The 18,426-nt window shown below is 54.0% G+C and carries 17 protein-coding genes; 11 read left to right on the forward strand and 6 right to left on the reverse strand.

Going from position 1 to position 18,426, the window contains the following annotated elements; translation table 11 throughout:
* Positions 1-40: 40 nt before the first annotated feature.
* From yidC to ftsY, 6 genes are all read left to right on the forward strand, one after another.
* Complete coding sequence (gene yidC / locus TMES_RS06005) at positions 41-1,765, forward strand: membrane protein insertase YidC (RefSeq protein WP_085580475.1); 1,725 nt, start codon at positions 41-43, stop codon at positions 1,763-1,765.
* Between the two features lie 42 nt (positions 1,766-1,807).
* Positions 1,808-2,470 carry a ribosome biogenesis GTP-binding protein YihA/YsxC gene (yihA, locus tag TMES_RS06010; RefSeq protein WP_085580477.1) on the forward strand — a complete coding sequence of 221 codons (663 nt, stop codon included), beginning with the start codon at positions 1,808-1,810 and terminating at the stop codon, positions 2,468-2,470.
* Positions 2,471-2,507: 37 nt separating this feature from the next.
* Positions 2,508-3,434 carry an acetylglutamate kinase gene (gene argB, locus TMES_RS06015; protein WP_085580479.1) on the forward strand — a complete coding sequence of 309 codons (927 nt, stop codon included), beginning with the start codon at positions 2,508-2,510 and terminating at the stop codon, positions 3,432-3,434.
* 161 nt (positions 3,435-3,595) lie between these two features.
* Positions 3,596-4,645, forward strand: coding sequence for a GGDEF domain-containing protein (locus TMES_RS06020; protein ID WP_085581209.1), 1,050 nt, complete (start codon positions 3,596-3,598; stop codon positions 4,643-4,645).
* A 366-nt stretch (positions 4,646-5,011) separates the two neighbouring features.
* Entirely contained in the window at positions 5,012-6,259 is a 1,248-nt protein-coding gene (mtaB, locus tag TMES_RS06030; protein ID WP_085580482.1) for a tRNA (N(6)-L-threonylcarbamoyladenosine(37)-C(2))-methylthiotransferase MtaB, read from the forward strand.
* A complete protein-coding gene (ftsY, locus tag TMES_RS06035; RefSeq protein ID WP_085580484.1) occupies positions 6,256-7,191 on the forward strand; it encodes a signal recognition particle-docking protein FtsY in 936 nt (311 codons plus the stop codon). Before mtaB ends, ftsY begins: the two co-directional genes overlap by 4 nt.
* Positions 7,192-7,286: 95 nt before the next feature.
* Here ftsY and TMES_RS06040 read toward each other — a convergent pair whose 3' ends face one another.
* Positions 7,287-8,657, reverse strand: a complete 1,371-nt coding sequence (locus TMES_RS06040; protein ID WP_085580486.1) for a diacylglycerol/lipid kinase family protein — start codon at positions 8,655-8,657, stop codon at positions 7,287-7,289.
* Positions 8,658-8,789: 132 nt separating this feature from the next.
* A complete protein-coding gene (locus TMES_RS06045) occupies positions 8,790-9,293 on the reverse strand; it encodes a Dps family protein (RefSeq protein ID WP_085580488.1) in 504 nt (167 codons plus the stop codon).
* Between the two features lie 194 nt (positions 9,294-9,487).
* On the opposite strand from TMES_RS06045, the gene TMES_RS06050 reads away from it, so the two are divergent.
* Together TMES_RS06050 and TMES_RS06055 are read left to right on the forward strand one after the other, a co-directional pair.
* On the forward strand, positions 9,488-9,943 hold the full coding sequence (locus TMES_RS06050; protein WP_245835232.1) for a hypothetical protein: 456 nt from the start codon (positions 9,488-9,490) through the stop codon (positions 9,941-9,943).
* Between the two features lie 87 nt (positions 9,944-10,030).
* A complete protein-coding gene (locus TMES_RS06055) occupies positions 10,031-10,681 on the forward strand; it encodes a YqaA family protein (RefSeq protein WP_245835233.1) in 651 nt (216 codons plus the stop codon).
* Between the two features lie 90 nt (positions 10,682-10,771).
* Here TMES_RS06055 and TMES_RS22760 read toward each other — a convergent pair whose 3' ends face one another.
* Positions 10,772-10,981 carry a hypothetical protein gene (locus TMES_RS22760; protein WP_085580494.1) on the reverse strand — a complete coding sequence of 70 codons (210 nt, stop codon included), beginning with the start codon at positions 10,979-10,981 and terminating at the stop codon, positions 10,772-10,774.
* A 362-nt stretch (positions 10,982-11,343) separates the two neighbouring features.
* On the opposite strand from TMES_RS22760, the gene TMES_RS06065 reads away from it, so the two are divergent.
* The 3 genes from TMES_RS06065 (at position 11,344) to TMES_RS06080 (ending at position 14,739) form a co-directional block, all read left to right on the forward strand.
* A complete protein-coding gene (locus tag TMES_RS06065; protein WP_245835234.1) occupies positions 11,344-11,856 on the forward strand; it encodes a sigma-70 family RNA polymerase sigma factor in 513 nt (170 codons plus the stop codon).
* Positions 11,856-12,098, forward strand: a complete 243-nt coding sequence (locus TMES_RS06070; RefSeq protein WP_085580498.1) for a hypothetical protein — start codon at positions 11,856-11,858, stop codon at positions 12,096-12,098. Before TMES_RS06065 ends, TMES_RS06070 begins: the two co-directional genes overlap by 1 nt.
* Positions 12,099-13,269: 1,171 nt before the next feature.
* Positions 13,270-14,739 carry an AMP nucleosidase gene (locus TMES_RS06080; protein WP_085580502.1) on the forward strand — a complete coding sequence of 490 codons (1,470 nt, stop codon included), beginning with the start codon at positions 13,270-13,272 and terminating at the stop codon, positions 14,737-14,739.
* Positions 14,740-14,985: 246 nt separating this feature from the next.
* Here the strand turns inward: TMES_RS06080 and TMES_RS06085 are convergent, their stop codons facing one another.
* The 3 genes from TMES_RS06085 to TMES_RS06095 all read right to left on the reverse strand — a co-directional run bounded on the left by TMES_RS06085 (position 14,986) and on the right by TMES_RS06095 (position 18,424).
* Entirely contained in the window at positions 14,986-16,434 is a 1,449-nt protein-coding gene (locus TMES_RS06085; RefSeq protein WP_085580504.1) for a serine hydrolase domain-containing protein, read from the reverse strand.
* 105 nt (positions 16,435-16,539) lie between these two features.
* On the reverse strand, positions 16,540-17,697 hold the full coding sequence (locus TMES_RS06090) for an MFS transporter (RefSeq protein ID WP_085580506.1): 1,158 nt from the start codon (positions 17,695-17,697) through the stop codon (positions 16,540-16,542).
* 133 nt (positions 17,698-17,830) lie between these two features.
* The gene (locus tag TMES_RS06095; protein WP_085580508.1) at positions 17,831-18,424 is read right to left on the reverse strand and encodes a helix-turn-helix transcriptional regulator; all 594 of its coding nucleotides are present in this window, start codon (positions 18,422-18,424) and stop codon (positions 17,831-17,833) included.
* Positions 18,425-18,426 lie beyond the last annotated feature (2 nt).

Raw genomic sequence — 18,426 nt, forward strand, 5'->3', positions numbered from 1 at the left:
GTCAGGCCGATGGGCCGCCGGACGAAAGCGGAAAGAGGCGATGAAAGAACAACGTAACCTCTGGATTGCGATTGCGGTTTCGGTCGTAATCCTGGTCGGGTTCCAATTCCTTTTCCCTCACAAACCTGATCCCCAGGTTCGCGAGGCGCAGGTTCGCGAGCAGCTGGATACCAATTCCACTGCACCGAAGCCTTCCTCATCGACGCAGACTCCGTCTGCGCCCGGTGGCAAAACCGCAGCGCCCGTCGCAAACCGTGATGATGCCCTGGCGTCGTCGCCGCGTATTGAAATCAATACACCGCGCGTGCAGGGCTCCATTCGTCTGGTTGGTGGCCTGATTGACGACATCCAGTTGCAAGGGTATCGGGAAACCGAAGACCCCAACAGCCCGCTGATCCACGTTCTGAACCCTGCCGGGTCGGACGATGCGTATTTTGGCGAATTTGGCTGGGTTGCAGCCGATGGTGCCGGTGATATTGCCCTGCCGGGCAATGATACCCGCTGGCAGGCCGATAGCGACACGCTGACCCCGGAAAAGCCGGTAACGCTCAGCTGGGATAACGGCCAGGGCCTGACTTTCACCCGCACGATTTCGATTGATGAGAACTATATGTTCTCGGTCAAGCAGTCGGTCAAAAATGACAGCGGCAAGGAAGTTTCGCTTTATCCGTATGGTTTGATTTCGCGTCGTGGCTTGCCCCATACATCAGGTTATTACATCCTTCATGAAGGTCCGGTCGGTGTTATCGACGGGTCGCTGAAAGAAATCAGCTACAAGGACCTGATGGAAGATGACGGTGCGGTTAGCAAAAAATCCACCGGCGGCTGGGTCGGTATCACCGACAAATACTGGCTGGTGGCGTTGGCTCCGGCCAATGACGAAAGCCTGACCGCACGGTTCAGCCATCACACTGTTAACAATACCGACAAGTTCCAGGCTGATTATCTGGGGGCTGCGCGCACCATCGCAAGTGGTGCCAGTGCGACCTCGGAAAGTCATATGTTTGCAGGGGCCAAGGAATATAACCTTCTTGATGCCTATGCCGACAAGTACGACATCAAACTGCTTGATCGTGCGATTGACTTTGGCTGGTTCTGGTTCCTGACCATTCCGTTCTTCCAGATCCTGCAGTGGATCAACCATGTGATTGGCAACTTCGGTCTGTCGATCCTGGCCTTTACGGTTCTGGTCAAGGCGGTGATGTTCCCGCTTGCGAACAAATCCTACAAATCCATGAGCGGCATGAAAAAGCTGCAGCCGCAAATGACGAAAATCCGCGAACAGTTCGCCGATGACCGTCAGCGTCAGCAGCAGGAAATCATGGGCCTGTACAAACGTGAAAAGATCAACCCGGCGTCGGGTTGCTTGCCGATCGTTGTGCAAATTCCGGTGTTCTTCGCGCTTTATAAAGTGCTGTTTGTGAACATCGAAATGCGCCATGCGCCGTTCTTTGGCTGGATTCAGGATTTGTCGGCACCCGACCCGACCACGTTGTTCAACCTGTTTGGTTTGATCAGCTGGACGCCGCCGCATATGCTGATGATCGGGGTTTGGCCGCTGATCATGGGGATTACCATGTTCTTGCAGCAAAAACTTAATCCCGCTCCGGCCGATCCGACCCAGGCCAAGATCATGATGTTCCTTCCGCTTATCTTTACCTTCATGCTGGCGAAATTCCCGGCAGGTCTGGTGATCTATTGGGCCTGGAACAACACGCTGTCGATTCTTCAGCAGCGTTACATAATGTACCGGATGGGGGTCTAACGACCCCCGTCTTCGGGCCGCCAAGCGCGGATACGGAAAAAAATGACCGCAGAAAAAATGCCGGTGCTGTCACCAGTACCGACCTATAAAACAAGGCAGATCGAAGCCGGGCGCATGTTGTTCACGCGCCCGATTACCTTCATGTTGGGCGTTGCCACACTTGAGCAACTGCCAACCGAAGACAAGGTGGAAATCTGTTTTGCCGGACGATCCAACGTTGGCAAGTCCAGCCTGATTAATGCGCTGTGTTCACGCAAGGATCTGGCGCGGACATCAAACACGCCGGGCCGGACCCAGCAGCTGAACTTCTTTGATCTGGACGGGGCCTTTAACCTGGTTGATTTGCCCGGTTATGGCTTTGCCCAGGCACCCAAGGATGTTGTGCGCAACTGGCAGGGGCTGATCCGCTTTTATTTGCGCGGACGTGTTACGCTTCGGCGTGTTTTTGTTTTGATCGATTCACGCCACGGCTTTATGGGCGCGGATCTTGAAATGATGAAAATGCTCGATGAAACGGGCGTGTCCTATCAGGTTGTTCTGACCAAGGCGGACAAACTGAAAAAAGGGCAGATGGACAAACGCATTGCCGAAGTGGTTACCGCGTTGAAAAAACATCCCGCTGCCCTTAATCAGATTTTTGCAACTTCCAGCGAAAAAAATACCGGCATCGCGGAATTGCGTGCCGAGGTTGCAAGCCTGTTATAATAATCAGACTGCCGCGTTGCATGAATTGGGGAGCATTATGAGCGAAGAAGTCCGTCCCGACGACGAAAGTTCCGAGTCCAGTGCCTATCGGACCTTGGCGCGCGCCAAGGTTCTGTCGGAAGCTTTGCCCTACATGCGACGCTATAACGGCCAGAAAATAGTGATCAAATATGGCGGGCACGCCATGGGTGATCCTGAGCTGGCCCGTTTGTTTGCCCAGGATGTTGTTTTGTTAAAGCAGGTTGGCATGAACCCGATTGTGGTGCATGGCGGCGGGCCGCAGATTGGCCAGATGCTTAAAGAACTTAACATCCAGTCTGAATTTATCGACGGCTTGCGTGTGACCGACCAGCGCACGATTGACGTTGTTGAAATGGTGCTGGCAGGCAAGATCAACAAGGAAATTGTCTCCAACATCAATTCGGCTGGCGGTGTCGGCGTTGGCCTGTGCGGCAAGGACGCGCACCTGATTACGGCGCGCAAACTGACACGGACCAAACGCGACCCGGAAAGCAACATTGAAAAAGTGCTGGATCTGGGGTTTGTCGGCGAGCCGGTCAAGGTGAACCCGCATGTGCTCGATTGTTTCACCAATACCGATATCATCCCCGTCATCGCACCGATTGGGGTGGGCGAGGATGGCCAGACCTATAACATCAACGCCGATACAGCCGCAGGTGCCATCGCCAAGGCAATTGGTGCGCGTCGCCTGTATATGCTGACCGATGTTAAAGGCATTTTGGACCAGAACAAACAACTGGTTCGCGATGCCGATGTTGACAGCATCAATGCCATGATTGCGGACGGGACCATTTCGGGCGGGATGATTCCCAAAACCGAGACCTGCCTTGATGCCGTGCAAAACGGGGTTGAGGCGGCGGTTATTGTTGATGGCCGTGCGCCCCATGCGGTGTTGCTCGAACTGTTTACCGAACGCGGTGCGGGAACCATGATCCGGGGGTAATCCCCGGATTTTCCGGTTTGTTCTGTTCGGCCTGTTTTTTTATCGGCAAACGTGTCGGTTTGACCTTGGGTGATGTATGGTCATCCGTTCGGGTGAGCAGGCCGGGCGTCGCTGCTGCGTCGTTGTTTCTGGTGTCGCAGAACAAATTCAAGGTGGCACGGATGTCTCCTCTTAAATCTCGCCATTGGGAAATTGCCTCGGCTGCGCTCGCGGCGCTGCGCGAGCATGACCTGTCGCCGGTGCCGCAACTGTTTCACGTCTGGTTTGTTTATTTTGCCGACGAAAACCCCGATATCGTGCGCGCGATTGACCTGTCGCGTCAGGAAAACGGCACGATTGACGACAAAAACCTGCTTGCCCTTTATGACCGCTTCATCTTGCACCGTCAGACCACCGAATTTTTACGTCAGGGCATGGAAAGCTTTGCTGATGTGATCGAACACAGCGAACAAAGCATTGCGGCGGTGACCAGCGAGTTGACGGTTTATCACAAGGTACTAGATGAAACCGATGCGGTTTTGCGCCGTGACGGCAAACCGATGGAATTGCTTGGCGCGGTTGCCCGCCACACCCGTCGGGTACAAAAAACAGTGTCGGGCCTGGCCGGGCAATTACAGACGTATCACCAGCAAATTTCACATCTGCAAACAGAATTGCATAAAGCCCGCCAGGCATCCTTCACCGACGGACTGACCCGCATTTCAAACCGCCTGCATTTTGAACAGATCCTGACCGACCTTTGCACCGTCGTTGATCGCGACAGCGGTAGCGACAGTCAGCCCTTTTGCCTGATGATGATCGACCTTGATCAGTTCAAACAAATCAATGATCGCCATGGTCATCGCATTGGCGATGAAATTCTGGTGTTGATTGCCGGTATTTTGAAATCCGGCATCAAGGGCGGAGACACCGTTGCCCGATATGGCGGCGACGAGTTTGTGATTTTGGTGCCGCAAACAACGCTGGACGAAGCCCTGTTTCTGGCCGAAGACCTGGGGAACCGGGTACGCACCCGTGACATTCGCGCCAAACCGTCGGGAACCTCGTTTGGCCATATGACCATTTCTGTTGGCATCGCCGAATATCACGGCAACGAAGGCGGCCCTTCCTTGATCGATCGGGCCGATAATGCCCTGTACCGCGCCAAGCAGGCCGGGCGTGACCAGCATTGCATTGCACTGCCCTATGATGGCGGCGTCCCGGTTTCTTAAACACCGCGCATGGCTGCATTGCCCCTGACTGCCATCGGTGATCCGACGTTGTTTATCGGGGCGCGGTCGAGGGTGCAACCATTGCGCGGTTTTGTATTTTTCCCTGTTTTCAGCGGGTTGTCCCGGGTTCAATTTTTAAATTTGCCGGTGTTTTCGGCGTATCGGGTTCGGGGATATGGCAGGTCGTGCAAGTGGCGGGCGGGGGCTGCGGTCTTGCAATCATGGGCCCAAAAGCGTATGTAACCAGCGCCTGAGCGCGCTAAACGTTGCCGGGCTGTCTGGCGTTTCGGGTTAGCATTCCATGCCCCGGTTCACCAGACGATGTAAATTTGTTTCCGTTTTACCGCCAGTCTTCGAAAGCCGAGCATGACAGAGCCGCGCGTCATTACATTTGGTTGCCGCTTAAACACCTATGAATCCGAGGTGATGCGCGACCATGCCAAGGCAGCAGGGCTTGATGATGCCATCATCATCAATACATGCGCCGTTACGACCGAGGCCGAACGTCAGGCGCGGCAAAATATTCGCCGTTTGCGCCGCGAAAACCCCGATGCCAAAATTTTTGTCACCGGCTGTGCTGTGCAGGTAAATCCGGAAAAATTCGCCGCGATGACCGAAATCGACCGCATTTTTGGCAATGATACCAAAATGAAGGCCGAAACCTTCATGGATATCAGCCATGAACGCGTGATCGTAAACGACATCATGTCGGTGGAAGAAACCGCCAGCCATCTGGTGTCGGGCTTTGAAGGCCGGGCGCGCGCCTTTGTTCAGGTGCAAAATGGCTGTGACCATCGCTGCACCTTTTGCATTATCCCCTATGGCCGGGGTAATTCGCGCAGCGTGCCGCTGGGCGAAATTGTCACCCAGGTGCGTGAACTGGTTGCCAATGGTTATGCCGAAGTTGTTTTGACCGGGGTGGATATTACATCCTATGGCCATGATTTGCCCGGCAAGCCAAGTTTGGGGCAAATGGCCCGCCGGTTACTGGCCCAGGTGCCCGAACTGCCGCGTTTGCGCATTTCATCGGTCGACCCGGTTGAAATTGACGAAGATATTTTCCGCCTGATCGAAACTGAACCACGCCTGATGCCCCATATGCATATCAGCCTGCAAGCGGGCGATGATATGGTGCTAAAGCGCATGAAGCGCCGCCATTTGCGCCAGGACGTGATCGATTTTTGCGCCAAGGTGCGGGCATTGCGCCCTGATGTCACCTTTGGTGCCGATATTATTGCCGGTTTCCCGACTGAAACCGATGAAATGGCCGAAAATACCCTGCGTCTGGTTGAAGAATGCGGGCTGATTTATTTGCATGTGTTTCCCTATTCGTCGCGCCCAGGCACGCCCGCGGCCAAAATGCCGCAGGTGGCCAAGGAAAAGCGCAAGGAACGGGCGAGCGCCCTGCGCGAAGCAGGTGATATTCAACTGGCCGCATTTTTGCAGTCCCGCGTGGGTCTGATCGAGGATGTGCTGGTTGAAAAGGAAAATACCGGCCATACGGAGCATTTTGCTCCCGTTGTGCTGGATCGCGTGATAGAACCGGGCACGATCGCCAAGGCAAAAGTCGTTGGCCATGAAGACGGAAAACTGATTGCGGAGCTGATGGAATGAGTGATGAGGGGAAAAAAAGCTGGTTTGCCCGACTAAAGGACGGGTTGAAACGGTCCTCCTCGAAACTGACCACCGGCATTGCCGATATTTTTACCAAGCGCCGCCTTGATAATGAAGCGCTGGAAGAATTCGAGGATTTGCTGATTACATCCGATCTGGGTGTAACAACCGCTGCCAAACTGAGCGCGGAACTGGCAAAGACCCGGTTCGACAAAGAAGTCGATGCCAGCGAGATTCAGGAATTTATTGCGCAAGAAGTTGCCAAAATTCTTGAGCCGGTGGCACGTCCGCTGGTGATTGATGCGACCCGCAAGCCGCATGTGATTTTGGTGGTCGGGGTGAATGGCTCGGGCAAAACCACCACCATCGGCAAGCTGGCAAAATCCTACAAGGATCAGGGCCTGAATGTGATGATGGCGGCGGGCGATACCTTTCGCGCGGCTGCGGTCGAACAATTAAAGGTCTGGGGCGATCGTACCGGTTGCCCGGTGATTTCACGCGATACCGGTGCCGATGCCGCCGGACTGGCCTTTGATGCCATTGATCAGGCCCAGCGCGACGGTGTTGATGTGTTGTTGATCGACACTGCCGGGCGATTGCAAAACAAGGCCCATCTGATGGACGAACTTAAAAAGATCGTCCGTGTGATCCGCAAGCGCGATGAAACCGCCCCGCATGATACCTTGCTGGTGCTTGATGCCACCACCGGCCAAAACGCTCATTCACAGGTCGAGCTGTTTTCAGCGGCCACCAATGTTTCCGGGCTGATTGTGACCAAGCTGGACGGCACGGCCAAGGGCGGTGTTGTTGTGGCACTGGCCGAAAAATTTGGCAAACCGGTACATGCGATTGGCGTTGGCGAAAGTGCCGAAGATTTACGCCCGTTCGAGGCGCGCAACTTTGCCCGCAGCCTTGCCGGACTTGAAGATTAAAATTCGCGATCCATCGTACAATATAAATGAAAGGCCGCACGGAGCATCTCCGGCGGCCTTTTTGCTGATACAGGGAAAGAGCAGCGCGGCAGGGTTCAGGCGCCCGGGGTTGCGCGAAACGTCGCAAGGGCTGAGTGGATGTTTGCCAGTGCCTGTGTCAGGTCGTTCAGGTTATTTCGGATCGGTTCGGGTTTGTCATCAATCGGGCAGTCTTTCAGCAGGGCCAGAAGGGCGTTGACCTGGTTGGTCAGCCCGGTGCTCATGCGCACATCAAGGTCGTTTAGCACCCACGCCAGGGCCCGGTCGCGCAATGCTTCCATGCTGTGAAAATCGGGATCGGGCGATGATAGTGGCAATCTATACGGGCGGAGGGCCAGTTCAAGCTGGCGGATAATATCGCGCAGCACGCGGGCATTGTCATGGCAGATTGCCTTGAAGTCGCTGCTTTGGGCGATGCTGTAAATCGCCTCCATGCGAATGGCGAGGTCTTCGGTGTCGGTGGCGATATCATTCAGGGCATCGCCATCGGCGATATCGTCGGGGGTGTTGGCTTCACCCGTAAAGGTTGCCGGGGCAAACACCGGTAAAACGGCCCGTTCAAGGGTGAAATGCGCGGGGAGCTTGCTGATAATTTCACCATCGGCCAAAATCGGGTGCGGTTCATCACAATCGACATGGATGTCGTCACATTCCATTGTTAGCGCCAGTTCCGATTCATCAACCGACCCAAACAGCAACGCCGCCCCGATATCCATCCCGGACAAGGTATCAACATCGGCACGAATAGCAAAAACATGCAGCTTGCCATCATCCAGGCGTTTGTTTTCGCGCGGGCGCAGGCCACCGCCAAAATACTGGCCGTTGGTAACGGTTAACTGGCGCAAACTCAACTGCTGCCGATCATGCCCGGCACAGGTGACGTCAAGCTTGAGCGGAGTCATTTCGTGCCAGCTTTGCCAGTTGGCAATGGCATAGCTAATCGCACCGGTCCAGCGTTTCAAATCGGGGTTGATGCGTTTGCGGGCATCGGCGGGAACGCCGATGGAGGCCGCATTGACAAAACTTTTGCCATTAACCCGGCCAATATCAAGCATTGCCAGCTGGCCATTAATGGCGGCCTGTGCGGCCTGTACCGGATCGTCGGGCAGTTTGAGGCTGCGGGCAAAATCGTTGGCGGTTCCCAGCGGCAGGGCGATCAGCACGGTGCCTGACTGGCAAATCGGGTCGATCAACGCGTTTATGGTGCCATCACCGCCGCCAATGGCGACAATATCGCCAGGGCAGGTCGCGGTTTTGATCTGTTCGATCATGGCGCCGGGGTCGTCACAAAACACCAGTTCAGTCCGATAGCCCGCATCTTCAAAAACGCTGCGCAAGGGTTGGGCGCCATCGCGGCGCCATCTGTCGGGAACCTTGTGACGGGTCAGCAACATAAGAACCTTGCCGGTGAGGTCAGAATTATTCACCTGATCGAACTCCCTGACATTTAACGCAATAACCACAGGTTGATGTGCGTTTGAACATAATACAAGCTGAACATGACTAAAAAAAACCGGCGCCTTTGTGGCGCCGGTTGATCATCTTTGTGACGGGCGCAATCAGGAAAGCGTTGCGCGCAACATCCATGCGGCCTCTTCATGCACACCGATGCGTTCGGTCAGCATGTCAGCTGTTTTGGGGTCATCCACGCTGTCGGCTTCGGTAACACCTTCGCGCAGCAGCTTGGCCATTTTTTCGTGGTCTTCAATCAGCTCGCGCACCATTTCATCGGTCTTGAGCAATTCGGTTTCGTCGGTGACAACCGAATTTTTGATCATGGTCGAAAGGCCGGTCGGCGCGGTAAAGCCGATGGCGCGAATGCGTTCTGCCATGTCGTCATTGGCGGTATGTAAATCTTCGTACTGTTCTTCGGTCATTTTATGGAGCGAATAGAAGTTCGGGCCGACGACATTCCAGTGTACGCCACGAACCTTGCCGTACAGAACATGCGAGGATGCGACGATACGTGTCAGCATTTCGGACAGTTTGCGACGGTCCTTGCGTTCAACGCCGGTCTCGACCGGTACTTCCTTGGCAACGCTCTGCATATTGCTCTGAGCCATGGGTAACTCCTGCTTTCTTATGGATCGTGTCGTTCAAAGTAGATGAACGATTGGCTATAGAACGCGGGCGCGAAGGCAGAAGTTCCATCGAAATAAATAACCCGATTTGGGAACATCATCTTTCCCGTCTCGTTAGACAGGGCAAGCAACGTTAAATAAAGACGCTGCTTTTAAACAAAAAAATGGAGGTTGTGATGCTTGGTAAAGCAATGTTGATGGCAGGTACCATTATGATGTCTGCGGCTGTTTTTGCGCCGGCACATGCGGATTCTGCAAACACCAATACAATGAAGACGGATGACGCCGTTAAGGCCGACGCGACCGAAATGAAAAATGATGCCAAAGATGAATTCAACGATGCCAAGGATTATTCCTATGAGCAGAAAAATGATTTCATGGATTGGGCCAAGAAAAAATCTGATCAGCTCGGTGACAAATACGACGAGATGAAAGATTCTGCGGCCGACAATAGCGACGACGCAATGGACGCTATTGGCGATGCCTGGGACGACGCGAAGGACAATCTGAGCGAAGCGATGGATGATGTTCAGGATTCATCTGCCGAAACGTGGGAAGACGTAAAGGCCGAAACGATTGCCGCTCTGAACAAGGCACAGAATGCACTCGACGACGAGCCTGACGCTCAATAACAGACATCACAACCTGATTGGGCGCATGTAAGTCCACGGGTGCTTCGGTCCGCCTCAACTTTGGGGCGGGCCGTTTTTAATTGTGAAATGCTCGGCGTTAATAAAGCGCATCGCCTATACGGGAACAGAACGCCAATGACTGAACTGCATTCTGGTGACGACAAAAAATCATTCCAGAAAACAGGATTTGCCGGATTTTGGCAGCGATTGCGACGTCCTCTCGAAGCGCTGGCTGCGGGCAAGCGCGGATTGACCGGCATTGGTGTTGCATCATTTCTTGAGACAACCATCATTCCCATTCCGGTCGAAATTATTATTACGCCGCTTATGGCGATTTCGCGTAAGCGTGGCATGCAGATTGCGACTGTAACGCTGGCGGGAAGTCTGCTTGGCGCTGTGGTGCTTTATTTATTGGCCTGGGGAATGTTTGACAATGTTGTCACCCCGTTTCTGGACTGGAGCGGTGGCCATGAACAATTTTACCAGCTTCAGAACCGTTTCAGGGACGGGGGATTCTGGGTGGTGTTCATTATAAGCATCACACCGGCCCCGATGCAGCTTGCTGCATTGGCGGCAGGGGTTACCAATTATTCATTCTGGTTGTTTTTTAGCGCGATTTTTTTGTCACGGGCGATTCGATATTACGGACTTTTCGCGATTGTGCGCCTTTTTGGCGCTGGCTATGTCCGCTATTTTTCCCGTCGAGGTGCCAAACAAGGCAGTAAAGAGGCAAAATAAAGTCGGGGAGCGGCAAATATTGAAGCAATTAATTGTTGGAATATTGAAATAAAAACGCCCGGTCGATTTTTCCGGGCGTTTTTTTCGCCATTATTCAGCTTCAATACGAAAATCTGTGGTCGTTTTACCCTCAACGTCAGGGGCCTCAACGTCCTCAGAGACCAATCCACGGCGAATTAATTCGCGGATTGCAGCGGCTCGCGTCGGCATTCTGTGCTCGAAACGCCAATCATCAATCACCTTCAGCTCGTCGTCGTCCAACATAATTTGGAGCTTCTCGGTCCGTTTAGACGTGGGCACTTTGTGCTCCTTTGCTCATCCGCGCCCTTCTAGGGTGGCGCGGAAACCGTTGATATGCGGTGGTTTCGTAAATTTTGGAGTAACTGACGTTACCGCTGTTTTCTCCGTAACTCAACCATAATACTGGTTTTGAGCAGGATACAGCCTTTGATTAATATACGTAAAATAATCAATGTGAACAACATATGTATTGTGATGCAGTTAGTTATAATGATTAGGTTAATCACCCTCCATTAGTTGTTTATACTGTGTATAGGGAGTGTATTGAGGTGGTGAAGTATACGAAATTACTTTGTTTATTTCTGGTTTCTGTTAAGTTGGGTCATCAACAAAAAACGGAGGTTGTGATGTCGGGCCAGGTAATGAATGAAATTGAAGATCACGTTCCAGCTCTGCGTCGTCATGCATATCGACTGAGTGGTACTCAGGACCGTGCCAATGATCTTGTTCAAGACACCTTGCTTAAAGCGATCAGCAAACAGGACAAATTCGAAGAGGGCACCAGCCTGAAAGCATGGTTGCACCGCATCCTGTTCAATACGTTTATTTCTGAAGTCCGCCGGATCAAGACCCGTGGTCATCATGTTGACTGGGACGATCTTGGCGATGTCTATGGGCACGGTAGTAATCAGATGGCGCGATTGCAACTTCGCGACGCTGATCGGGTCCTTGATGAACTTCCCGAGCAGGAGCGCCAGGCGATCCTGCTAACGACAGTAGATGAAATGTCCTATCAGGACGCTGCCAAATTCATGAATGTTGAAATTGGTACAGTAAAGTCGCGTGTCGGACGTGCTCGCCGCAAAATGCGCGAGATGGTTGGCCAAATTGAAGCACGCGAACATGTTTCACGATTTGTGACGGAGGCTGGGTAATGACAGCAATTCTTGCTATATACGGCAGGGAAGACATTCTGAATTATGTGCACGGCAAGATTGAAACAGATGCTGACAAGCACGAAATCGAACAACTTGTGCAAAGTGACCCGCTGGCCGCTAAAACGATCATCGATATTGAAAAAGGTCATGAAAATGACACTAATAAAATCGATTTTCTTCAATATCACCGCGTACAAAGACTTAAGAAGCTAGCTAAATCTGTCGGCTTGCTTCACTGACGCAGCGAATACACGGGATTGCCATCTTTTCCCTCAACGTCTTTTAGTTCAATCCCGAATTGGGCCGGTTCTTTTACAGGAACCGGCTTCTTTTTTGTTTGCCGGTGCCTGTGATGGACACATATGGGGGCGCGACCGCGCTTCTCTTTGAATTCAGAGCGTATTTTGTAGATTTGTTTCTACGTTTTCAGGGCTGCGACTCGTGAAACGTAACGGCGATGTATCTTTAAAACCGGTACAGCAATTTTTACCGTTATTGGTATAGCCACCTTGTTCTTACATCCGGCGTGGATGTGTACCGGCTCGGGTGGCAGTCAGGCAGGTGTTGCGTTAAACCGAGTTGAACCAGGCTGAAGGTAAGCCAAGCCGGTTGCCCAAGGTACACGCCCGGGGTAGTTGTCCCGCCGGGGGCGGGATAGGCGGTTTGGTGTCGTGCGACGTCGTGGGCGGTCGCTGTGCAGGCTGTATGTTTCGCAAATGCGAAAAACATATTTTCCGAGTGTTTACCGGCTTGCCTTTTTTGAAAATTTCCCGTATTCCATAAATGACCAGTAGTCATTTATTGGTTTTCGGCAAGTGTGCCTCTTGCCGAACCGGGGTTGTGGTCTTTTTCCTCAACGTCTTATCAGCCCCATTCTTGGGTCGGTGCTTATGCTCCGGCCCCTTTTTTTGTCCGGAACGAAAACCGTTCGGGGCCATATGTGATGCCATACAGGCTCAAACTTCCCTGTTTTTCGCCCAATCCCGCGCTTTCGGCGCGCCCTGTGCTATTGCCGCACTGCACCGCGCCCATCAATGACCATTGGTCATTTAATTCACAGGAAACCTGCATGGCCCGGTTCGGGTGTGGCGGGATGGAACAATGAACGGCAACGGGCGATTCGGGTGTTTTAAAGTTAGCGACAAAGACCACCATTGCATTGATCTTTGGTTTTGCCATGATTTGGAAAACTGTCATTTGGGAAATTTGAAAATCGCGGGCACAGTCCTGGGTCGGTGTGGGTAAGAAGGTGCTGTTTTGTGCGGGGTGTGTAATTATTTACGGGGCGCGGACGCGGTCTGATCGTGCGATCTGCATTTCACATTTGCACAATTGGGGGTTGCCAGCACCGGGTTGAGCGGTGATAAATCTCTCGCTCACAACCAAAAAAAATAAAAAGGAGCATTCTTTATGGTATCTGGAATCCACGGATCGGTTCGCGATCTGTTTGAATTTACCGACGCAGACAAGGCACTGTCGCGCATTCGGGATATTTACGAGACCGGCGGAACGGCTGTTCGCGAAGCCTTTACCCGTTTTGGCAATGGCCATCAAACCTCGCCGGTGCGTGCCTATTACCCCTATCTTGGCATCGAAGTGCCGCCCGAAAAGCTGCATGTTGAAAGCACGCTTTCCTATGGTGCGCCGCGCGATCCCGGGGTGTATGGCACCACCCTGACCCGGCCGGACCTGTTTGAGCAATATTACCGCGAACAAATTGAACTTCTGCTGAAAAACCACGATGTGCCGGTTGTTGTTGGCGTATCAGACCGGCCTATTCCGGTGCCGTTTCTGGTTGAAACCGCAACTGATGCCATCGGGCCGACCGATATTCGCCAGTTGCAAATGACATTTGATATGCCCGATCTGGCACGGACCGATGATGACATCGCCAACGGTGTGCATGTTCGCAATGGCGATGTGCCCAAGCCGCTGTCGCTGTTTTCGGGCGAACGGGTGGATTATTCGCTGGCCCGCTTGCGCCATTACACCGCAACCGCGCCCGAACATTTCCAGAAGTTTGTTCTGTTCACCAATTACCAGCGCTATGTCGATGAATTTATCGAATATGCCAAGGCCCAGCTTGAAGACCCCAAAAGCCCCTATGTGGCCTTTGTCGAGCCCGGCCCTGCAATCCATGTGCGCAAAGATGCCCCGAAAAAATGGCAGGCCGGCGGGGATGCGGTAAAACAGTTGCCGCAAATGCCGTCCTATCATTTGATCCGCGAAGACGGCCTTGGCGTTACCCTGGTTAATATCGGTGTTGGCCCGTCCAATGCCAAAACAGCGACCGACCATATTGCAGTTTTACGGCCACATTGCTGGTTGATGCTGGGCCATTGCGCCGGTTTGCGCCGAAGCCAGTTGTTGGGGGATTATGTGCTGGCCCATGGCTATGTCCGTGATGACCATGTGCTGGATTCCGATTTGCCCTTGTGGGTGCCTGTGGCACCAATTGCCGAGGTCCAGGTGGCGCTGGCCAATGCTGTTGCCGGGGTAACCGGCCTGACAGGCAAGGAAATGAAGGCCCGGATGCGCACAGGCACCGTCGCCACGACCGATAACCGGAACTGGGAACTGCGATATAGCGAATTGTTTGTGCGCCTTAACCAGGCCCGGGCGATTGCGGTGGATATGGAAAGTGCCACCATCGCTGCCAACGGTTTTCGTTTTCGCGTGCCCTATGGCACCTTGCTGTGCGTGTCGGACAAACCGGTTCACGGCGAACTGAAATTGCCGGGCATGGCCAATAATTTCTATCGCCAGCGGATTGGCCAGCACCTTGAAATCGGTTTGCAAACGATCGATACCTTGCGGGCGGATGTCAATCAGCTGCATTCGCGCAAGCTGCGCTCGCTTGACGAGCCTGCCTTTCGGTAACGGTGGCACGTCTGTGTCATTGTCCGCATGGTGCGGGCAGCCCGATATTTGCATCAGATTTTTATCATCCCCTGTCGTTCGCGGCGGGGGATGATTGTTTTTGGGGTGAGTTTTAACGTGATCGCGGCGTTTGTGGCGCGTGATGCGCGGGCTTTATCAAACTGCCTGTCACCTGCTGCCTATCGTCAGCCGCCAGCCGCCTGAAGGACGAGGTGATCGCTGTTGAGTGGCGACAAGCGGTGTCGATCAACGTGACGGGGTATCGGTATCATCCGTTGTGTTGTCGCGTGCAGGATCGTCCTGATGGGTGGGAAACAGGCTGGCGATGCCACCAACAAACTGGCGCGGGTTAAAAGCATTGTGGCTGCGTGTCAGACCCAGGCGCACAATCACCAGATCCTTTGACGGGATAATCGAAAGCGATTGTCCATCATGGCCAAGCGCGAAAAACGCATCCGCAGGGACGATTTCCGGCAGTGTTGAACCTTTTTGGGATAATTTGTTGCCATAGTCGGGGAGTTTTAGCCACCAGTGCGCCCCATAGGCCCCGTCAGGAGCGTTTGGGGCCGGGCTGGTGGCGTGGGCAACCCAGCCCTTCGGGAGCAGTCTGGTGCCGTTCCAGACGCCGTCCTGCAAATAAAGCTGACCCAGCTTGGCCCACTCACGCCCGGTGGCATGCATAAAACTCGACCCGACCAGATAGCCGTCACTGTCGGTTTCAATCACCGCGTGACGCATGCCGAGCGGACGGAAAAGCAATTCGGTTGGCAAAGCCTGATATTGCTGCATAGACATGCTCAGGTTGCGCATGGCAGCCGATAGCACATTGGTCGTGCCGGAATTATACGCCCATACCGTGCCCGGGGTTTGCGCCAGCGGTTTTGAAACCGCCAGCCCGGCGGCACTGGGGGCGACAAACAGCATTTGCACCACATCTGAGACCGGGTTCCAGTAGCTTTCATCAAATTCCAGCCCGCTGCTCATTTGCAGCAATTCATCATAGGTAATTTTAACGCGCGGGTCGTTGGGCCGGGTATCCCATTCATTGATGCTGACCGGGTAGTTCAACGGCGGCAACATACCGTTCAGGCGCATGCGGCCCAAAATGGCAGAAAACGCACTTTTGCTCATCGACCAGCCGGTAAGGGGGGTATTGACTGTGATGCCTTCGCCATAGCGTTCGGCAATAACCCGGCCTTTGTACATAACCACAATCGCGCGTGTGCGGCGGCTGGGCTCAATGGTTGGCTCGTCCATGGCGTCGGCCAGAATATTGTTAAACTTGCGCCGGTCGGTTCCGGGCGGCAACGGGGCCGTCATCAGCGGTTGGGGCGGGATCGGGCGTAAAACCGGGGCGGTATTTTGCAGGGATGCCACATGATCAGGGTCGGTCAGGGTACAACCCAGATTGGGGCGATAGACCGCGACGCGGGTGCGAAACCCGAAGGCATGGGCGCTGACTGTTTGATGGCGCAAATCGATATTTGCCGTAATCAGCGATAACAGGCTGTTATTGTCGGAAAGAACATCTTCGCGCAGCGCGCGTTCGGATGACAGGCCACTTACAAAGATTCGCGAACATAACACCTTGGCGGTATAGCCAGCACCCACCGGGGCAAGCCAGATGAAAAACCCGGAAATAGCCACAATAACCAGTAGTAACAAACCGATAAAGATGGCTTTTAGCCAGGTCATTCCGCATCCTTTGCCATGTTTTGCGCATGGCAAAGTCGCTCGCTTTCGGCTTTTGGTCAAGACCCCGATCTGGCAAGGCGTTGATACGCAATAATCGTATCGTGATCAGGGTGCAATTCGTGGGCGGCGGTTGGCGAAAATCATGGCCAGCAGATAAAATCCGGCAAAGGCCAAGGCCGCACCGGACCACGCAAAATCATCAATAATCAGGCCGGCCACCGGCGGAATAATCACAACCGATATTTCGGCAAACTGGGCCAGCATGCCTTGCAAGGCGGGCATTGGCAGGCCAATTTGCGCAATGCGTGGCAGAATGGCAAAGCAGGTGCCTGCCACAATGCCCTGGCCGGTATTAAAACTGGCAAGAAATATCACCGCCATGGCCAGGCTGGAGGCCTGATAAACAAGCGCAATGCTAAGCGCCATCGCAGGCAATGCCCACAATAACAGCGTGCGCCCCGGAACACCGCGCCCCAGAAAGAAGCCCCCCGCCAGTGACCCGATAAGATTAAAACAGATCGTGGTGATGCCAATGGCGGTTGCCGCAACCGCAAGGCTGACGTGCAGGCAGTCCATTAGCATGGCGGGCATGAAGGCCACCGTTGCCGATGTGGTGCCAGCAAACAGGGCAAATGTCAGGGCCACCGAAACGGCATTGCGATTGCGCAAAACAGCACCAATGCTGCGGGTCAGGGGGCGGTTAAATTCATCACAGGGCGGGTTTTTCATCCACACCAGCGGTGCCAAAAACACCAAAACCGGTGCGACACATCCCAACACGGCGATCTGCCAGCCAAAATAGCTGCTTAACGCCGCACTTAACCAGGTGCCCAGCGCAATGCCCACGGGCACAAAGGTGCCCCATATGCCCATGGCCAGTGCCACCACGCGCGGGGAGCCCAAATGTGTCATCCAGCTGGGCGCACCAACAACAATCAGCAAATAGCCGATGCTGGTCAGAAAGCGCCCGCCATATAGAAACCCGATGCGATCGGCCTGGGCAAAAACAACCGCCCCGACCAGCATCATAGCACCCCCGGCCAGAACCGATTGTTTCAGCCCCAGCCGTGCGGCCCACACCCCGGCCGGGATGGCGCAAATCGCCCCCGCCGCCGTAATCAGCGATGCGACAAGGCCGAACTGGGCCTGTGACAGGTCAAATTGCGCGCGCAGCAAGGTTGCAATCGGCCCGATCAACCCCACCTGCATCGAGGCGCAAAGCCCGGCTCCGTAAAGAAATATAATTGGAAAAACGGCACGCATGGGATTATTCCAAATTAAGCTTTGCGTGCTTTTATCGTGCTCGCCCCCACATCACCACGTATGAAATATACGGGCGGTTTCAGGCCCGGCGCGTGGCGTGATTTCACCTTAATCTGTGGTGATATTTTCGGGATTAATATTGCTGCGGGCGGTCATCAAACCCGGTGGTTAACCGCACGGCCCGGCCATCGGCAAGGAAAAACCGTTCCCACAGGATATAGCGGTCAATAATGCGCATGGGGGCACCATCACGGGTGGAGTTGGCAAATAAAACATGGTCGGCCATATCGTCGTGCCAGCCCATGTGATGCAGGCTTTTTTCGGCGGCGGCAATTTCGGGCGTGGCAAAGCGCCATAAGGACTGGCCCAGCAAATCATGGTCCGCGCGTTGCCATTCGTGCTGACGGGGGTGGGATGAACATAACAGCCGGTGGCTGCGATCCTCGATCAGGTGAACCCGCTGGCGTGACTGCACCACCAGCCGCTTCACCGCGTGGTCAAGGCGGATATTGCGGTTACGCGTCATCATCTCGTGCAAAAGCTGGTATTGTAACGGGGCAGGTTGTTGCATTCCCTTTTCCCAGCGCGATACCGTTGCCTGCGTCACCCCCAATATATCGGCCAGGCGTTGCTGCTTGATTTCAGCCATGCGCCGCCACTGGCGCAATTTGCGGCCAAACCGGGCCGTGTCTTCGGCGGTGGTGTTTTGCGGGTTTACGGGTTGCATCG

The sequence above is a fragment of the Thalassospira mesophila genome (assembly GCF_002115755.1).
Taxonomy (GTDB): domain Bacteria; phylum Pseudomonadota; class Alphaproteobacteria; order Rhodospirillales; family Thalassospiraceae; genus Thalassospira; species Thalassospira mesophila.